Raw genomic sequence first — 18,386 nt, 5'->3', positions numbered from 1 at the left:
GCACTGAACTACCTTGCGCCGTCAGAGTTTGCGGCGAAACATCGGGCAACCGCGGATGCTCCTGCCGCTTTCCAGGAGCTGGTTTAAAGGGACTTTGCTAGAAGCCCATTGGCCCGATTGAAGGGGGCAGGTCAGTCCGTCCGCGTTTTTCGTGAAGCACCTGCGATCGTATCGGTCCATTAGCGTCGCCCCTGCGCGGGACGGCGGTTACTTTTCTTTGTCTTGCCAAAGAAAAGTAACCAAAAGAAAGGCGCCGTGAGAACGCACGATCTCCCGGTGCCATGGTCCACGAAGTGGCCCTCGCCTGAGTGTCCGCGCCAGTCAGGAACCCGGAGTGGTCCGCGCAATGGTTCCGCACCATCCCCTATCCAACATACCCAACAAAGCGCTATACCGCTTGCTAGCTCCGTCCTTGCTGCGTTCGGCCGATAGGTCCATATCCTTCATCTTTGCGTCATCGCTCGATGGGTTTCGACAATCGTATCGAGGATGGCATTGATTCCGGTGCATCGAAATTTCACGGTGCGGCGCGCCTCTCGTACTGCTTTGGCGAACCGATTGGTGGGGCTGGATCTGGGCGCATGAATCGCGACTGAAGTACCTTGCAGTCGAGCGTAGCGAGGACGGAGCTAGTGTTGGGTAGTGGGAGGTGTCGGAACCATTGCGCGGACCACTCCGGGTTCCTGACTGGCGCGGACACTTAGGCGAGTACCACTTCGGCGGCCATGGCACCGGGAGATCATGCGTTCTCACAGCGCCTTTCTTTTGGTTACTTTTCTTTGGCAAGACAAAGAAAAGTAACCGCCGCCCCGCGCAGGGGCGACGCTAATGGACCGATACGATCGCAGGTGCTTCACGAAAAACGCGGACGGACCACCCAACCGCCAAAAAGGCAAAATAAAAGCGCACTATCCGCTTCCGATAGAACCCGTCGCAAATCTGCAAGACGCTTGCGTCACCCTTACCTAAACTTGATCCTGTTGAACCCTCTTACGAAACCGAAAGGAACGACCATGACGACCTCGACCGTGACCCGCCAGACATTCGACGAAGTGATGGTGCCGGTATTTTCCCCCGCGCCGTTCGTGCCGGACCGTGCAGAGGGCTCCCGCGTGTGGGACACCGCCGGCCGCGAATACGTGGATTTCGCCTGCGGCATCGCAGTGACGTCGCTGGGCCACGGCCACCCGGAACTGCTGAAGGTCCTGGATGAACAAAGCCGCAAGCTCTGGCACATCGGCAACGGCTACACGAACGAGCCGGTGCTGCGCCTCGCCAAGCGCCTCGAATCGCTGACCTTCGCCGATCGCGCATTCTTCGCGAACTCGGGCGCGGAAGCGAACGAAGCCGCACTGAAGCTGGCACGCCGCGTTGCATTCGATCGCCATGGCGCCGACAAGTACGAAATCGTGTCGTTCGTGCAGTCGTTCCACGGCCGCACGTTCTTCACGGTCAGCGTCGGCGGCCAGCCGAAGTACTCGGAAGGCTTCGGCCCGGTGCCGGCCGGCATCAAGCACCTGCCGTTCAACGACATCGAAGCCGCGAAGGCCGCAATCGGCCCGCAAACGTGCGCGGTGATCGTCGAGCCGGTTCAGGGCGAAGGCGGCGTGATCCCGGCCGATCCGGCGTTCCTGAAGGCACTGCGCGAAGCATGCGACGCCCACGGCGCGCTGCTGATCTTCGACGAAGTGCAAACGGGCGTCGGCCGCACGGGCCAGTTCTACGCATACATGGACACGGGCGTCACACCGGATATCCTGACGACCGCAAAGGCGCTCGGCAACGGCTTCCCGATCGGCGCGATGCTGACGACGAACGAACTGGCCGCCCACTTCAAGGTCGGCGTGCACGGCACGACGTACGGCGGTAACCCGCTCGCATCGGCCATCGCCGACAAGGTCGTCGAACTGATCGGCGACCCGGCACTGCTCGAAGGCGTGCGCGAACGCAGCGTGCGACTGAAGGGCGCGCTCGAACGCATCAACGCACGCTTCGGCATCTTCAAGGACATCCGCGGCAAGGGCCTCCTGGTCGGCGCGGAACTCACCGCCGCATTCGACGGCCGCGCGAAGGACTTCGTCACCGCCGCCGCCGAGCACGGCCTGATCATGCTGATCGCCGGCCCGAACGTGCTGCGCTTCGTCCCGTCGCTCGTGATTCCGTTCGACCTGCTCGACGAAGGCATGAAGCGCTTCGAGAAGGCGGTCGAACAGGTGCTCGCAGCCCAGGAAGCCACCGCGCGCTGATCGCGCACCCACCGCAGAACAGGAACGACGATGCTATTTGTTCGCCCCGGCAAACTCACGGATCTCGATGCGCTCGCGCACATGGCGCGCACCGCGCAGCCGGTCCTGCACTCGCTGCCGCACGACCGCGCGGCGCTCGAAGCGCGTGTGGCGCTCTCCGAGGATTCGTTTCGCGCGGACGTCGACTTCGCCGGCGAAGAGTTCTACCTCTTCGTGCTCGAGGATTCGTCGACGGGCAAACTGCTCGGCACGGCGAGCATCGTGGCCGCGGCCGGCTATTCGGAACCGTTCTACGCGTTCCGCAACGACGCACTGATTCACGCGTCGCGCGAGCTGCACGTGAACCGGAAGATCCACGCGCTCACGATGTCGCACGAGCTGACCGGCAAGAGCCGGCTGGCGGGCTTCTACGTCGATCCGTCGCTGCGCGGCGACGCGGCCGCGCACCTGATCTCGCGTGCGCGGATGATGTACATCGCCGCGAACCGCCGCCGCTTCACGCCGGAAGTGTTCACGCTGCTGCTCGGCGTGAGCGACAGCACGGGGGCATCGCCGTTCTGGGAAGCGGTGGGCCGCAAGTTCTTCGGCCGCAACTTCACCGATGTCGATATCGCATCGGGCGGCCGCAGCCGCACGTTCATCGCGGAAGTGATGCCCGCGTATCCGCTCTACGTGCCGTTGCTGCCGGAAGCCGCGCAGCGCGTGCTCGGCGAGCCGAACGAAACGGCGCTGCTCGCGTACGACATCCACCTCGAGGAAGGCTTCGAGCCGGATCGCTTCGTCGACATCTTCGACGCGGGCCCGGTGCTGACCGCACAGGTCGACCGCACGTCGTGCGTGAAGCACGGCGCGGAGCGCACGGTGCGCGAAGCCGCACGCCAGCAGGGCGATGTGGCGTACCTGGTGTCGACCGGCAGCGGCGAATCGTTCCGCTGCGTGCTGGCCGACCTGCCGGGCGACACGGTCGATGCCCCGCTGGCCGGCGACGTGCGCGCGGCACTCGATGTCAAGGATGGCGATGTCGTGCGCTGCGTGCCGCTGCACCGCCGCGACGATGAAGATTTGAAGGGAGACGCAGCATGATCGTCGTTCGGGTCGTACAAACGGGCGACGTCGACGCGCTCGTGTCGCTCGCGAAGGAAACCGGACCGGGCCTGACCACGTTCAAGCCCGACCGCGATGCGCTTGCCGCGCGCATCGAACGCTCGCGGCGCACGCTCGAGGGCAACGCCGCGCCGGGCGAAGCCGGCTACTTCTTCGTGATGGAAGAATCGACGACGGGAGATATCGCGGGCGTGTGCGGGATCGAGACGCAGGTCGGTCTCGAACAGCCGTTCTACAACTATCGCGTGAGCACGGTCGTGCACGCGAGCCAGGAGCTCGGCGTGTGGACGCGGATGTCCGCGCTGAACATCTCGCACGATCTGACGGGCTACGCGGAAGTGTGCTCGCTGTTCCTGAGTCCGCGCTATCGCACGGGCGGCGTCGGCGGCCTGCTGTCGCGCTCGCGCTTCATGTTCATCGCGCAGTTCCGCGACCGCTTCCCGGAACGCATCTGCGCGGAACTGCGCGGCCACTTCGACGAAGACGGCACGTCGCCGTTCTGGCGCGCAGTCGGTTCGCACTTCTACCAGATCGATTTCAATGCAGCGGACTACCTGAGCTCGCACGGCCGCAAGTCGTTCCTCGCGGAACTGATGCCGCGCTATCCGGTGTACGTCGACCTGCTGCCGCAGGACGCGCAGGACGCGGTCGGCGTTACGCACCGCGACACGCTGCCGGCGCGCAAGATGCTCGAAGCGGAAGGGCTGCGCTACCAGAACCACGTCGACATCTTCGACGCGGGCCCGGTGCTCGAATGCCACATCAACGACCTGCGCACGGTGCGCGAGAGCGTCGTCGTGCCGGTCGCGATCGGCGTGCCCGATGCCGGTGACGACGCACGGGACGGCCATCCGCCGAAGTCGCTCGTGTCGAACACGTCGCTGGACGATTTCCGCGTCGGCGTTGCGCCGGGTGTGGTCGCAAACGGCTCGTTCGTGCTGTCGGCCGACGATGCCGTCGCGCTCGACGTGAAGGCCGGCGATCCGGTCCGCGTGCTGCCGCTCAAAGTCAAACAGGGATAAACGAATCATGACGGAACTCTTCATCGACGGCGCCTGGGTCGCAGGCTCGGGCCCCGCGTTCGCTTCGCGCAACCCCGGCACCGACGAAATCGCGTGGCAGGGCGGCAGTGCGTCGGCTGCCGACGTCGACCGTGCGGTCGCGAGCGCGCGCCGCGCCTTCGCCGGCTGGTCGGCACTCGACTTCGAAGCCCGCTGCGAGATCGTCAAGCGCTTCGCGGCGCTGCTCACGGAGCGCAAGGAAGCGATCGCCACCGCGATCGGCCGCGAGACGGGCAAGCCGCTGTGGGAAGCGCGCACCGAAGTCGCCGCGATGGCCGCGAAGGTCGGCATCTCGATCCAGGCCTATCAGGAGCGTACCGGCGAGAAGCGCCAGGACATGGCCGACGGCGTCGCGGTGCTGCGCCATCGCCCGCACGGCGTCGTGGCCGTGTTCGGCCCGTACAACTTCCCCGGCCACTTGCCGAACGGCCATATCGTGCCGGCGCTGATCGCAGGCAACACTGTCGTGTTCAAGCCGTCGGAGCTCGCACCGGGCGTCGCGCGCGCGACGGTCGAGGTGTGGCGCGAAGCCGGGCTGCCGGCCGGCGTGCTGAACCTCGTGCAGGGCGAGAAGGACACCGGTATCGCGCTCGCCAATCACCGCCAGATCGACGGGCTGTTCTTCACGGGCAGCTCGGACACCGGCACGCTGCTGCACAAGCAGTTCGGCGGCCGTCCGGAGATCGTGCTCGCACTCGAGATGGGCGGCAACAACCCGCTCGTGATCGGCGAAGTCGAGGACGTCGACGCGGCCGTGCATCACGCGATCCAGTCGGCCTTCCTGTCGGCCGGCCAGCGCTGTACGTGCGCACGCCGCATCTTCGTGCCCCAGGGCGCGTTCGGCGACCGCTTCCTCGCCCGCTTTGCCGACGTCACGTCGAAGATCACCGCCGACGTGTTCGATGCCGATCCGCAGCCGTTCATGGGCGCGGTGATCTCGGCACGCGCGGCCGCGAAGCTCGTCGACGCGCAGTCGCGCCTGATCGAGCAGGGCGCGAAGCCGATCATCGGGATGACGCAGCGCGACCCGCGCCTCGGTTTCGTGAATGCATCGATCATCGACGTGACCGGCGTGGCGAACCTGCCCGACGAAGAGCACTTCGGCCCGCTCGCGCAGATCGTCCGCTACGCGACATTCGACGAAGCGATCGAGCGTGCGAACGACACGGCTTTCGGCCTGTCCGCCGGCCTGCTCGCCGACGACGAGAACGCATGGACGCACTTCCGTCGCGCGATCCGTGCGGGGATCGTCAACTGGAACCGTCCGACCAACGGCGCATCGTCTGCCGCGCCGTTCGGCGGCACGGGCCGCTCGGGCAACCATCGGCCGAGCGCGTACTACGCGGCCGACTATTGCGCGTATCCGATGGCGTCGGTGGAAAGCACCCAACTGACTTTGCCCGCGAGCCTGTCGCCGGGCCTGCATTTCTGATCGAGGGAACGACGATGAACGCACAAGAAGCCAATTTCGACGGACTCGTCGGCCCGACCCACAACTACGCCGGGCTGTCGTTCGGCAACGTGGCGTCGCTCAACAACGAGAAATCGGCCGCGAACCCGAAGGCCGCGGCGAAGCAGGGGCTGCGCAAGATGAAGCAGCTCGCGGATCTCGGTTTCGCACAAGGCGTGCTGCCGCCGCAGGAGCGGCCGTCGCTGCGCCTGCTGCGCGAACTCGGCTTCTCCGGCAAGGACGCGGACGTGATCGCGAAGGCCGCGAAGCAGGCGCCGGAGTTGCTCGCCGCGGCGAGTTCGGCGTCGGCGATGTGGACCGCGAACGCGGCCACCGTCAGCCCGTCGGCCGACACGAGCGACGGCCGCGTGCACTTCACGCCGGCCAACCTGTGCAGCAAGCTGCATCGTGCGATCGAGCACGAAGCGACCCGCCGCACGCTGTCGACGCTGTTCGCCGACCCTGCGCACTTCGCGGTGCACGAGGCGCTGACGGGCACGCCGGCACTCGGCGACGAAGGCGCGGCGAACCATACGCGCTTTTGCGCCGAGTACGGCAAGCCGGGCGTCGAGTTCTTCGTGTACGGCCGCTCGGAATACCGCCGCGGCCCGGAGCCGAAGCGCTTCCCGGCGCGCCAGACCTTCGAGGCGAGCCGCGCGATCGCGCAGCGCCACGGGCTGGCCGAAACGGCGACGGTCTACGCGCAGCAGGATCCGGACGTGATCGACGCGGGCGTGTTCCACAACGACGTGATTTCCGTCGGCAACCGCGACACGCTGTTCACGCACGAGCGTGCGTTCGTCAACAAGCAGGCGATCTATGACACGCTGACGGCGACGCTCGGCGCACGCGGCGCGCGGCTGAACGTGATCGAGGTGCCCGATGCGGCCGTGAGCGTGAACGACGCAGTCACGTCGTATCTGTTCAACAGCCAGCTGTTGTCGCGCACGGACGGTTCGCAGGTGCTCGTCGTGCCGCAGGAATGCCGCGAGAACGCGAACGTCGCGGCCTATCTCGACCAGCTCGCGAGCGGCAACGGCCCGATCAGCGACGTGCTCGTGTTCGATCTGCGCGAAAGCATGAAGAACGGCGGCGGCCCCGCATGCCTGCGCCTGCGCGTCGTGCTGAACGACGCGGAGCGCGCGGCCGTCACGTCGAACGTGTGGATGAACGACACGTTGTTCGCGTCGCTCGACGCGTGGATCGAAAAGCATTACCGCGATCGCCTCGCGCCGGAGGATCTCGCCGATCCGACGCTGCTCGACGAATCGCGCACGGCGCTCGACGAGCTCACGCAGATCCTGCGCGTCGGGTCGCTGTATGACTTCCAGCGCTGAGCACGGCATGTCGGCGACGGCACTGCTCGACGACTTTCTCGCGTCCACGCTCGCGGGCGACACGCCGGCCGTGAAGGGCGGCGCGTGCGCGGACGGTGCGGTGCGGTGGCAATGGCTCGGCGACGGGCTGCTCGAACTCGAGCCGGCGGGTGACGAAGCAGAGCGCGCGAGCGTGCTCGTGTCGGCCGGCGTGCATGGTGACGAAACCGCGCCGATCGAGCTGCTGTCGATGCTTGTACGCGATCTCGCGGCGGGCACGCTGCCGCTCGCGTGCCGGCTGCTCGTCGTGCTCGGCAACGTGCCGGCGATGCGTGCGGGCGAGCGCTATCTCGACGACGATCTGAATCGCCTGTTCGGCGGCCGTCACGCACAGGTGCCCGCGAGCCGCGAAGCGCCGCGCGCGATGCAGCTCGAAACGGCGGCAGCCGAATTCTTCGCGGCTGCGCGGGCGGGCAGCGTGCGCTGGCACATCGACATGCACACGGCGATCCGCGCATCGGTGTTCGAGCAGTTTGCGCTGCTGCCGCACACGGGCATGCCGCCGACGCGCGCGATGATCGAATGGCTCGGCGACGCGCGCATCGCGGCCGTGCTGCTGCACACCGCGAAGGGCAACACGTATTCGCATTTCACCGCCGAGCAGTGCGGCGCGCTCGCGTGCACGCTCGAACTCGGCAAGGTGCGGCCGTTCGGCCAGAACGACCTGTCGCGCTTCGCGCCGGCCGACCTGGCGGTGCGCAAGCTGGTCTCGGGAACGCCCGGTGACGTCGATGCGCGGGGCGGCCATCCGCGGGGCGGCCATCCGCGGGGCGGCCACCCGCGGGGCGGCCCCCCGCCGTTGCCGCGCGTGTTCACTGTGATCGACCAGATCACGAAGCAGAGCGACGCGCTCGAGCTGTTCGTCGCGGCCGACGTCGCGAACTTCACCGCGTTCGCGCGCGGCACCGTGCTCGCGCAGGACGGCGACTACCGCTACACGGTTAAGCACGACGAGGAGCGCATCGTGTTCCCGAATCCGGCCGTGAAGCCGGGCCTGCGCGCGGGCCTGCTTGTCGTCGATACGACGCGCGAGACGCTGGCCTCACTCGTCTGATCGATACGCAAGCGGGCGGCCCGCGGCGACTCGCGGCTCGCCCATCGCCCAGCGTCCATTCATTTTTGCGATGACGCCTGCATGCCGCGCAGACGGCGCGCGTGTCGCGCTTGCGTATTTGCGACAGCGTCTTGCAAGTTCGACGGGTCGCATGGAGGCCGTCGATACCCGCAGCGCAGCATCGCGTATCGGTGGCCGCTTTGCCGTATCGGGCCGCGCGGATTGGTACAATCGCGGCCTTGCGGCTGTTGCGCCGCATCAAGGCGCGGCATCGGCATTGTCGTTGTCATCCGACCCTGCAATGATGCACGCGCCCGTAGTTCCGGAACATTCGAGTATCGAGGAGAACACCAGATGAAGTTGGATTGGCGTAAAGTGGCCGCGCACGCGGTAGTGGCGGCATCGGCCGTAGCGGCAGGCAGCGCGATGGCAGCGGATCAGAAGGAGATCCGGTTCGGCGTCGAGGCCTCGTACGCGCCGTTCGAATACAAGACGCCCGACGGCAAGCTGACCGGCTTCGACATCGACATCGGCAACGCGGTGTGCGCGAAGCTGAAGACGAAGTGCGTGTGGGTCGAGAACGACTTCGACGGGCTGATCCCCGCGCTGCAGGCACGCAAGTTCGATGCGATCAACTCGGACATGACGATCACCGACCAGCGCAAGCACGCGATCGCGTTCACCGATCCGATCTACACGATCCCGAACCAGCTGATCGCGAAGCAGGGCAGCGGCCTGCAGCCGACGCCGCAGTCGCTGAAGGGCAAGCGCATCGGCGTGCTGCAGGGCACGATCCAGGAAGCGTACGCGAAGAAGAAGTGGGCGCCGGCAGGCGTCGAAGTCGTGCCGTACCAGACGCAGGACCTGGCGTACGCCGACCTGAAGTCGGGCCGTCTCGACGCGACGTTCCAGGACTCGGAAGCCGGCTCGAAGGGCTTCCTGTCGAAGCCGCAGGGCCAGGGTTTCGCGTTCGCCGGCGGCACGGTCAGCGATGCGGAGATCCTCGGTTCGGGCGTCGGCTTCGGCCTGCGCAAGAATGACGCTGCGCTGAAGACCGCGCTCGATCAGGCGCTGAAGGAGCTGAAGGCCGACGGCACGATCGACAACCTCGCGAAGAAGTACTTCAGCGTGCCCGTGACGCTCAAGTAATCGTTTCGATTCGTCGCACGATGCAGCCGGCCGCTTTTTGCGGCCGGTTTGCTTTTGAGGCGCCCGGCAGGGCGCACTCACTGTGAGGTGAAAGTCCTCTACACGCCCGGCAAGGGGAAGTGTTAGCCAATGGCAAGGGCGTCGCGGGCGACTGCGAGTCTGAAGGAAGCCGGAGGCAAAGCGCTGGCCTGACGAACAGGAAGCGGATAAGAGGCGACGCGTTGGGGTGAGGCGGCCCAAACAGCCAAAGCCCGAAACTTGCACGGTCCGACGCGGCGTATATCCGACAGGCATAAGCGTGAAGGTGGGTGCGCAATACCCGGGGAGATCTGCACGGTTGTCGAAGTGTTACTGGCGTCGAGAGGCGTCGGGCGGGGGCGTCCATTCCATTAGCAGAGGGCATGGTAGGCCGCGAAGCTGAAGGCCCGAACATGAAGGACCGCGATTAGGACGGTGGAGGCTCGATTACTGTCGAATATCCTGCTGACGGACTGGGATCGCGAGCTTGAGCGACGCAGCCACGCGTTCTGCCGCTATGCGGACGACTGCAACATCTATGTTCGAAGCAAGGCGGCGGGCGAGCGGCTGTTGATGCAGATGAAGGCGTTTCTCGAGAAGCGGCTGAAGCTGCGAATCAACGAGGCGAAGAGCCCGTGTGCCCGGCCGTGGACGCGCAAGTTTCTGGGCTACAGCCTGACGATGCATCGTCAGGCGAGGCTGCGAATCGCAGCGGAGAGCCTGAAGAGGTTGACGGCGCGGGTCGGGGAACTGATGCGTCCGGGTCGAGGGCGTAGCGTATCGCAGACGATCGAGACGCTAAATCCGGTGCTTCGCGGCTGGATAAGCTACTTCCGGCACACGGAGGTCAAAGGCGCACTGGAGGAACTGGACGGGTGGGTCAGACGGCGAATGCGCAGCCTTCTATGGAGACAGGCGAGACGCCGAGGTGCCCGCGCGATCATGTTGCGTCGAAGGGGCCTCACGGAAGCACGCGCATGGCAATCGTCTCGCAATGGGCGAGGGCCATGGTGGAGCGCAGGAGCGAGCCACATGAACGCGGCCTTCCCGAAGCGCTACTTCGACGCCTTGGGGCTGGTCTCGCTGCTGGACACTCAGCAGCGCCTCCAGCGTTCTTGATGAATCGCCGTATGCGGAACCGCACGTACGGTGGTGTGGGAGGGCTGAGGGGGTGACCCCTCTCCCTACCCGATGGTCCCGGCAGTTCGAGGCTACCGACTGCCGGCGGCTGCCGACGTTACGACGGGAAGAAGCGGGCCAGTTCCCGCGCGAGCTCGTTGAGCACGCCCATTTCCTGCTGCGTGATCTTGCGTGCGGGTTGCGCGCCGGCCCAGTCGCCGTATAGCAGCCCGACGGTTGTCGTGCCCACGCGCACCGGCAGCAGCACGAACGCGCGCGTATCGGGCAGCGCATCGAGATACCACGCGGGCAGGCGCTTCACCATCTTCGGTTCCTGCGCCTGCTCGATGAAGATGCCGACCGAGTTCGTGATCGCGAGATGGAAGACGTCCGGCTCGAAGCGCTCGTCGAAGCGCAGCCGCTCAAGCGCCGCATCGACGCCGGGGCCGAAGCCGAGGCGCGCGGCGAACGTGCCGTCGTCGCGGCGTACGAACATCACGGTACGCGTGAACGCGAGGCCCGCGAGCAGGCTTTCCGACGCGAGCGCGAGCACCGGCGTCAGCACGTGTTCGGACGGCAGCGCGCGCAGATCCGCGAGGCCGGCTTCCAGGCACGCCTTCGGTTCGGCCTGCGCCCGCGCGATCGCATCGGCGTTCGCGCGCAGTTCGACGATCTCGCGCATCACGGTGTCGCTGGCTTCCTCGCGCGCGAGCCGGTCGGCGATCCCGACGAGCGCGCCGGATTCGATTTGCAGTTCCGTGCCGTAGTGCTGCGCGAGCACCGCGATACGGGCGTCGCGCTGCGGGCTCTCGGGCATCGCGAGCGCACTGGCGACGTCGGTCGAGTAGCGGCTTACCGCACGCAGCCAGCGTATGTGCTCGGAGCTGCCGTCATCCGACGCGTCCGCGGTGCGTCGGCGCTCGGCACGGACGTCGCTCTCATCGTCCTCGCCGAGCAGATCGGCGTGCGCCGCGTGTGCGTCGCCGTCGGCCATCCCGGCGCGGATCACGTCGGGGAGCCGCCAGCTTGCGGCAGCCTCAAGGCCGATCGTTTCGAAACCGACGCCCAGCACGTCGACGCATGCGGCCGCTTCGTCGCCGTTCAGCTCGGCGGCGCGGCGGCGGATGCGATCCCATTCGCTGTCGAGATAGCAGACCACGAGCAGCTTGCCGACCTGGCGCATCAGCGTGCAGACGACGGCTTCCTCGCCGCCGCGCAGCTGCGCATGCTCGGTCAGCTTGCGGGCGACGCAGCCGGACAGCAGCGCGCGGTTCAGCTCGAGCTTCGCGTCGATGCGGCGCGGCGTGCTGTGATGGAAATGGTCGACGAGCTTCAGCCCGACGACGAGATGGCCGACCGTGTCCATGCCGAGCACCATCAGCGCTCGCGTGACGGTCGTGATGTTGCCGCCGAACGCCATGTACATCGCGGAATTCGCGAGCCGCAGCACCTTGTGCGTGAGGGCGAAGTCCGACAGCACGACGCGCACGAGCGCGGTGAAGTCGAGGTCGTCGTTCTTCATCGCGGCCATCGTCGCACGTAGCGATTCCGACAGCAGCGGGAAGTCGCCCCGTTCGTTCATCCGGGCCCACAGCTTGTCGAGCAGCGCCGTGCGGGGCAGGTGTTCGGTGATTGACATACGGATCTGTTCAGTTCGCCGGGTATCAGGCAGCGTGCAGGCGCAGTTGTTGCGCCTCGAAGCGCCGCGCGAGTTCCTCGGACGGCAGGGCCTGGCAGACGAGCCAGCCCTGGATGTGGTTGCAGCCCATCTCGGTCAGCAGTGCGCGCTGCGCCTCCGTCTCGACGCCTTCCGCGACGAGCTCGAGGTCGAGCGTCTGCGCGAGGCCGACCACCGCCGACACGATCGCGCGATCGTTGCGTGAGGTCAGCAGGTTCTCGACGAAGCTGCGGTCGATCTTCAGTTTCGCGAGCGGGAAGCGCTGCAGGTACGCGAGGCTCGAATAGCCGGTGCCGAAATCGTCGATCGCGAAGCGGATGCCCATCTCGGTCAGCTCTTCGAGCAGCCCTTTCGCCTTCACGGGATCGTGCATCAGCAAGCTTTCGGTGATTTCCAGCACGATGCGGTGCGGATCGATGCCCGTCAGCGTCATCGCCTCGCGCACGCTCTGCGCGAAACGCGGGTCGCGGAACTGCTGCGGCGACACGTTGACCGCCACGTACTGCAGCGCGAGCCCCTGGCGGTCCCACGCGACGAGCTGCATGCACGCAGCCTTGAGCACCCAGTTGCCGAGATAGTTGATCAGACCGATCGATTCGGCGAGCGGAATGAACGTCGCGGGCGGCACGAGCCCATGCACCGGATGGCGCCAGCGGATCAGCGCCTCGACGCCGACCACCGCGCCCGACTGGCTGCGCGTGATCGGCTGGAAATGGAGCGAAAACTCGCCGTTGCGCACGCCGTCGTACAGGTCGGCTTCGAGCTTGAGCCGCTCGGCGTCGGCCGGATCGTCGACGGGTGCGTGAAACGCAAGCGTATTGCCGCCCGATGCCTTCGCCTGCGCGAGCGCGTGGTCGGCGCGGCGCAGCAGCGGGCTGTGGTGCTGCGCGCGGTGCGACGCGGCACGCTCGTCGGGGTAGAGCGCGATGCCGATGCTCGCCGACAGGTGCACGGTCTGTCCCTGGTACACGTAAGGTTCGCGCACCGCGGCCTGCAGCCGGCGCGCGAGGGAGTCTGCCGCGTCGCTGCCGCGCGAGCGGTCCGATGCGGTGAATACGACCGCGAACTTGTCGCTCGCGACGCGCGCGAGCTGTTCGCCGGGCGTGACGAGCGCCTGCAGCCGCTGCGCGGTTTCGCGCAGCAGCGCGTCGCCGGCGTCGTAGCCGAGCGCACGGTTGATGCGTTGGTAGTCGTCGAGATCGAGCAGCAGCAGCGCAGCGCAGGTGCCGGCCTCGTCGGCGGCCTGCTGCGCGCGCATCAGCGCGGGCACGAGCGCGGACAGATTGTCGAGCCCCGTCATCGGGTCGTGGTGCATTTCGTACGTGAGGCGCGCCTCGAGCGCGCGCCATGCCGACACGTCGAATGCCGCGATCGCGAAGCCGTCGACGCCGTGGTGGCGGCTCTTGAACGCGCGGACTTCGACGTCGAGCGGATAGGTGAGCGACTTCACGATGCACATCGTGGCCTTCTCGACCTGGCCGGAACGCGCGGCGCGCGCGAGCAGGCCTTCGAGCGTCGCGGTATCCTGTTCCGCGATCAGGTCGCGTAGCGTCAGCGTGTGCAGGTAGTCGCGGTGATAACCGATGAAGCGCAGGCTCGCGTCGGACACGTACAGGAAGCGCAGCTCGCGGTCGACATGGGCGAGGAAGTCCACCGTGCCGACCGTCTGTTCCAGCCAGTCGCGCACGGTGTCGTCACGGCGCGGCGTGCTGGCGCGTGCAGGCATCAGCGCGCCGCCCGACCACGCGAAGCGGCGCAGCGTATGCAAGGCGCTGCGCCAGGTGCCCTTGCGTGGCGTCTGTTTCCTGTTGGCTTCCATGTGTCTCGCTGACGTGAAGGGCTGGAACCGGTTGTCCGGAAGGAATAACGGCAGATTGCGCGGAATCTTTAACCGCCCGGTCGCGGCTGGCGCTGCCACCGGGTCGGGTTATGCAGGGAGACGTTCGGCAGGCGAACGGCGGCATGGCCTACATTGAGGCTGACTTTATAAGAAATGAGGACGCAGATGAAGCGAAAACTGTTGGTGGGCGCCGCGGCGGCGCTGCTGGTGGCCGGTCATGCGCTGGTCGCGCAGGCGCAACTGAAACCGGGCGACAATGCGCCCGACTTTACGACGCAGGCGTCGCTGGGCGGCAAGACTTACACGTACTCGCTCGCCGATGCGCTGAAGCACGGACCGGTCGTGTTGTATTTCTACCCGGCTGCCTTCACGAAGGGTTGCACGATCGAGGCGCATGCGTTCGCCGATGCGGTCGATCGTTACAAGGCTTACGGTGCGACGGTGATCGGCGTATCCGCGGACAACATCGACACGCTGACCAAGTTCTCGGTGAGCGAGTGCCGCAGCAAGTTCCCGGTCGCGGCCGATCCGGACGCGAAGATCATCCGCGAATACGACGCGAAGCTGCCCGCGCTCGATCGCGCGAACCGCGTGTCCTACGTGATTTCGCCGGAAGGGAAGGTGATCTACGAATACACGAGCCTGTCGCCGGACAAGCACGTCGAGAACACGCTCGGCGCGGTGAAGGCGTGGGCCGACGCGCATCCGAAGCAGTAAGCGGCGCGCAGCGGGCCCGCCCGGCAACGAACCGCAACGCCGCCGTGCGGCGGCGCGGGAGCGTTACGCGCGCAACGCCTGTTCGATCGGCACGCTGCCGCCGACGAAGCCGATGACCTTGCGCGAGATGCCGAGCTTGATCGCTTCGATCGCAGCCCATGCGACATCCTGGCGCGAGACGGGCGGCGCCGCGTCGAGCGGCTCCTCGGTCAGCGCGATCTTGCCGACGCCCGGGCCGTCCGCGAGCGGGCCGGGGCGCAGGATCACGTAGTCGATGCCCGACGCGATCACGCGCTCGTCGCCTTCGCGCTTCATCTGCGAATAATGGCGCAGCGCGTCGCCGCTGCGCTCCGGCCAGTACGCGCTCAGCGAACTGATCACGACCAGCTTCTGCACGTTGTAGGCGAGCGCATGCTCGGCCGCGCGCGCGACTGCGTCGCGGTCGATCTGCTCCTCTTCGGCGGCGCCTTCCGACTCGGCCGAGCCGGCCGCGTAGATCACGTGCGTGATGCCCTGGAACGCGTGGGAGAAATCGCCCGTCAGATCGGCCTCGACGACCTTCGCGCCGGGCAGCGCATAGCCGTGCCGGCGCACCAGCGCAGTCACCTCGAATTCCGGCTGCTTGAGCAGCAGATCCGCGCAGGCCAGGCCGGTGCGGCCCGTTGCGCCAATCAGCAGTACCTTCGTCGTCATGAAAGCGCTCCTTGCTCGATGCGTCATCCTTCCAGATAGGGACGGACGACCGATACTCAAGTGTATGTCGATTTGGGCGGGCGGCGCTCAGGTAATGAGGGCCGTACCGCATGCAGGCGGCGGGCATGGTCCGGCGGGGCCCGTCATGGCACCGTCGCTGCGCACGGATTGCGGGATCGACCCGCCGACGGGCTATCATGTGCGCGATGCATTTTTCGCCGCTAGTGAATACAACGCGGCGACCAACCGGTTGGAGTACACATGGCATTACCCCTGGACAATATCAGCATGGCCGTGTTCTGCGACTTCGAGAACGTCGCGCTCGGCGTGCGCGACGCGAAGTACGAGAAATTCGACATCCAGCCCGTGCTGGAGCGCCTGCTGTTGAAGGGCAGCATCGTCGTGAAGAAGGCCTATTGCGACTGGGAGCGCTACAAGGGCTTCAAGGCGTCGATGCACGAGGCGAGCTTCGAGCTGATCGAGATCCCCCACGTGCGCCAGTCGGGCAAGAACTCGGCCGACATCCGGCTCGTGGTCGACGCGCTCGATCTCTGCTACACGAAGTCGCACGTCGATACGTTCGTGATCATCAGCGGCGACTCGGATTTTTCGCCGCTCGTGTCGAAGCTGCGCGAGAACGCGAAGAAGGTGATCGGGGTCGGCGTGAAGAAGTCGACGTCGGATCTGCTGGTCGCGAACTGCGACGAATTCATTTTCTACGACGATCTGGTGCGCGAGCAGCAACGCGCGCTGGCGAAGCGCGAACAGCAGCGCACCGGCAACGGCGGCGCGAAGCGGCCCGACGAGCCGTCGCGCAAGCCCGAGATGGAAGCGCGCCGGACCGAGGCGATCGCGCTGGCGGTCGAGACGTTCGATGCGCTCGCGTCGGAGCGCGACGACGTCGGCAAGATCTGGGCGTCGGTGCTCAAGAGCGCGATCAAGCGCCGCAAGCCGGATTTCAACGAGTCGTATTACGGTTTCCGCGCGTTCGGCAACCTGCTCGACGAAGCGCAGGCGCGCGGCCTGCTTGAAGTGGGGCGCGACGACAAGTCGGGCGCGTTCGTGTCGCGGCCGCGCCAGCCCGCGGCGGCCGAGCAGGCGCCGGCCGCGCGCGACACGGGTGCCGGCCATCACGGCCATGGCGCGCGTCATGCGGAGCCGGCGCCGGCCGAGCGCGAGCCGCGGCGTCGCGGCCAGCGGGGCCAATCGGCCGCAGCCGTGCAGGAAAGCGTGCAGGTCGACGTGCAGGAGACGGCCGTGATCGACGTGACGGCCGAAGCGGCGAACATGCGTGCGGAAACGGCCGAAGCGGCTGGCGCGATCGAAGCGCCCGACGCGGTCGCGGTGACGGACACCCACGGCGATGCGAAGGACGGCCGCAAGCGCACGCGCAAGAGCGCGGCGAAGAAGGCCGGCGTGAAGAAGGGCGGCGACGCGAAGGGTGCCGCTCGTCATGCGGCGGCGAAGCCGGACGACGCAGCGCACGGTAGCGTGAAGCACGGTGGCGACAAGCATGCGGACGACAAGCATGCCGAAGCGACGCATCGCGACGCCGAGCACGGCGACGATCGCCACACCGCGGCGAAGCACGTGACGCCGCCGGCCGGCGAGTTCGCCGGTTCGGGCACCGCCGCGCAGCCGTCGCATGAAGCTGCGCGGGTCGAATCGGCAACTGAAGCGGCCCGTGCATCGGGTGGCGACGCGGCCCAGGAAGCGACCGGTGACGCGCCGGCCGATGCGAAGCCGAAGAAACCGGCCCGCAAGACGGCTGCACGCGCGCGCCGTCCGCGCAAGACGGCCGCCGCCGCCGAGTAAGGGGCGGCGGGCGGGGCGGTGCCCGACTCGCGGCGCCGCCCGCGCCAGGCGTCCCGGCCGGTGCAATGCCGGTCGAGGCGCCGTTATCCGTTCAGCACGTACGGGCGCGTCATCACCTCGAGGAAGTGACCGTCCGGATCGTCGAAATACACGCCGCGACCGCCGTTATGGCGGTAGATGTCGCCAGGCTGCCGCTTCGCCGGATCGGCCCAGTGCGGCAGCCCTTGCTCGCGAATGCGCGCGTACACGCGATCGAAGCCGGCTTCGTCGGTCAGGAACGCGTAGTGCTGGGCCGCGATCTCCCCGTCCTGTTCGTAGAAGTCGAGCGACACGCCGTTGTCGAGCTGGACGACCAGCATCGCGCCGAACGGCGTCGGTGCCGGCAGTTCCAGCAGCCCGGTGAGAAAGCGGCTCGACGCGTGCTTGTCGCGGCACCAGACGATCGTATGGTTCAGCTGGACATTCATGGTGTGTCCCCGGGAACGGGCGCGAGGGTGCGCATGGACACACGATAGCCGATCGCCGCCGGTGTTCAAGCGTGCAAGCGGCCGCCCGGGGCGGCCGCTCGTGCGTTACTCGCCGGCCACCGCCGGGCCGCCCGAGTTGCTGCGGCGGTTGCGGCGCTTCTCGCTCCATACCCGCAGCCGGTCCATGTACAGATAGACGACCGGCGTCGTATAGAGCGTCAGCACCTGCGACATGATCAGGCCGCCGGCGATCGCGATCCCGAGCGGCGCGCGCAGCTCGGCGCCGTCGCCGTGCCCGAACGCGAGCGGCAGCGCGCCGAGGAGTGCCGCCATCGTCGTCATCATGATCGGCCGGAAGCGCAGCAGGCACGCCTCGTGGATCGCATCGAACGACGACTTGTGGCCAGTGCGCGTCTGGTCGATCGCGAAGTCGACCATCATGATCGCGTTCTTCTTCACGATGCCGATCAGCAGGATCACGCCGATCAGCGCGATGATGCTGAACTCGGTCTTGAACAGCAGCAGCGCGAGCAGCGCGCCGACGCCGGCCGACGGCAGCGTCGACAGGATCGTGATCGGGTGGATGTAGCTCTCGTACA

General features: G+C 67.0%; 15 protein-coding genes. 10 read left to right on the top strand and 5 right to left on the bottom strand.

Translation table 11 applies throughout. The features are described 5' to 3' along the window. Positions 1 to 1,013: 1,013 nt before the first annotated feature. The 8 genes from DIE13_RS31785 to DIE13_RS31745 all read left to right on the top strand — a co-directional run bounded on the left by DIE13_RS31785 (position 1,014) and on the right by DIE13_RS31745 (position 10,577). Complete coding sequence (locus tag DIE13_RS31785; RefSeq protein ID WP_124830937.1) at positions 1,014 to 2,246, top strand: aspartate aminotransferase family protein; 1,233 nt, start codon at positions 1,014 to 1,016, stop codon at positions 2,244 to 2,246. A 30-nt stretch (positions 2,247 to 2,276) separates the two neighbouring features. Beyond that, positions 2,277 to 3,329 carry an arginine/ornithine succinyltransferase subunit alpha gene (aruF, locus tag DIE13_RS31780; protein WP_124830936.1) on the top strand — a complete coding sequence of 351 codons (1,053 nt, stop codon included), beginning with the start codon at positions 2,277 to 2,279 and terminating at the stop codon, positions 3,327 to 3,329. Then, complete coding sequence (gene astA / locus DIE13_RS31775; protein WP_124830935.1) at positions 3,326 to 4,372, top strand: arginine N-succinyltransferase; 1,047 nt, start codon at positions 3,326 to 3,328, stop codon at positions 4,370 to 4,372. The genes aruF and astA overlap by 4 nt, the downstream gene beginning before the upstream one ends. A gap of 7 nt (positions 4,373 to 4,379) precedes the next feature. After that, positions 4,380 to 5,843, top strand: a complete 1,464-nt coding sequence (gene astD, locus DIE13_RS31770) for a succinylglutamate-semialdehyde dehydrogenase (protein WP_124830934.1) — start codon at positions 4,380 to 4,382, stop codon at positions 5,841 to 5,843. A 14-nt stretch (positions 5,844 to 5,857) separates the two neighbouring features. Continuing rightward, positions 5,858 to 7,198 carry an N-succinylarginine dihydrolase gene (gene astB / locus DIE13_RS31765; protein WP_124830933.1) on the top strand — a complete coding sequence of 447 codons (1,341 nt, stop codon included), beginning with the start codon at positions 5,858 to 5,860 and terminating at the stop codon, positions 7,196 to 7,198. Between the two features lie 7 nt (positions 7,199 to 7,205). Continuing rightward, positions 7,206 to 8,291 (top strand): succinylglutamate desuccinylase, encoded by a 1,086-nt coding sequence (astE, locus tag DIE13_RS31760; RefSeq protein WP_175761301.1) that lies wholly within the window; start codon positions 7,206 to 7,208, stop codon positions 8,289 to 8,291. A 354-nt stretch (positions 8,292 to 8,645) separates the two neighbouring features. Further along, complete coding sequence (locus DIE13_RS31750; RefSeq protein ID WP_124830931.1) at positions 8,646 to 9,440, top strand: ABC transporter substrate-binding protein; 795 nt, start codon at positions 8,646 to 8,648, stop codon at positions 9,438 to 9,440. 453 nt (positions 9,441 to 9,893) lie between these two features. Beyond that, complete coding sequence (locus DIE13_RS31745; RefSeq protein ID WP_234745644.1) at positions 9,894 to 10,577, top strand: group II intron maturase-specific domain-containing protein; 684 nt, start codon at positions 9,894 to 9,896, stop codon at positions 10,575 to 10,577. Positions 10,578 to 10,695: 118 nt separating this feature from the next. Here the strand turns inward: DIE13_RS31745 and DIE13_RS31740 are convergent, their stop codons facing one another. Then, positions 10,696 to 12,216, bottom strand: coding sequence for an HDOD domain-containing protein (locus DIE13_RS31740; RefSeq protein ID WP_124830930.1), 1,521 nt, complete (start codon positions 12,214 to 12,216; stop codon positions 10,696 to 10,698). Between the two features lie 25 nt (positions 12,217 to 12,241). Further along, the gene (cdpA, locus tag DIE13_RS31735; RefSeq protein ID WP_199568723.1) at positions 12,242 to 13,981 is read right to left on the bottom strand and encodes a cyclic di-GMP phosphodiesterase CdpA; all 1,740 of its coding nucleotides are present in this window, start codon (positions 13,979 to 13,981) and stop codon (positions 12,242 to 12,244) included. Positions 13,982 to 14,260: 279 nt separating this feature from the next. Between cdpA and DIE13_RS31730 the strand changes: the two genes are divergently transcribed. Further along, a complete protein-coding gene (locus DIE13_RS31730; RefSeq protein ID WP_124830928.1) occupies positions 14,261 to 14,812 on the top strand; it encodes a peroxiredoxin in 552 nt (183 codons plus the stop codon). Between the two features lie 63 nt (positions 14,813 to 14,875). Here the strand turns inward: DIE13_RS31730 and DIE13_RS31725 are convergent, their stop codons facing one another. Further along, positions 14,876 to 15,505, bottom strand: coding sequence for an NAD(P)H-binding protein (locus DIE13_RS31725; RefSeq protein WP_124830927.1), 630 nt, complete (start codon positions 15,503 to 15,505; stop codon positions 14,876 to 14,878). A gap of 261 nt (positions 15,506 to 15,766) precedes the next feature. Here DIE13_RS31725 and DIE13_RS31720 point away from each other — a divergent pair, with 261 nt between their 5' ends. After that, positions 15,767 to 17,320 (top strand): NYN domain-containing protein, encoded by a 1,554-nt coding sequence (locus tag DIE13_RS31720; protein WP_124830926.1) that lies wholly within the window; start codon positions 15,767 to 15,769, stop codon positions 17,318 to 17,320. 83 nt (positions 17,321 to 17,403) lie between these two features. On the opposite strand, the gene DIE13_RS31715 is transcribed toward DIE13_RS31720, so the two are convergent. Beyond that, complete coding sequence (locus DIE13_RS31715) at positions 17,404 to 17,787, bottom strand: VOC family protein (protein ID WP_124830925.1); 384 nt, start codon at positions 17,785 to 17,787, stop codon at positions 17,404 to 17,406. Positions 17,788 to 17,892: 105 nt separating this feature from the next. Then, a partial coding sequence (locus tag DIE13_RS31710) for an efflux RND transporter permease subunit (RefSeq protein ID WP_185731229.1) occupies positions 17,893 to 18,386 on the bottom strand: 494 nt, incomplete at its 5' end.

The sequence above is a fragment of the Burkholderia sp. Bp9016 genome, from assembly GCF_003857765.1.
Lineage (GTDB): Bacteria > Pseudomonadota > Gammaproteobacteria > Burkholderiales > Burkholderiaceae > Burkholderia.
Note: the sequence above shows the minus strand (reverse complement) of the source record. Positions and strands in the feature narration are given on the sequence as shown.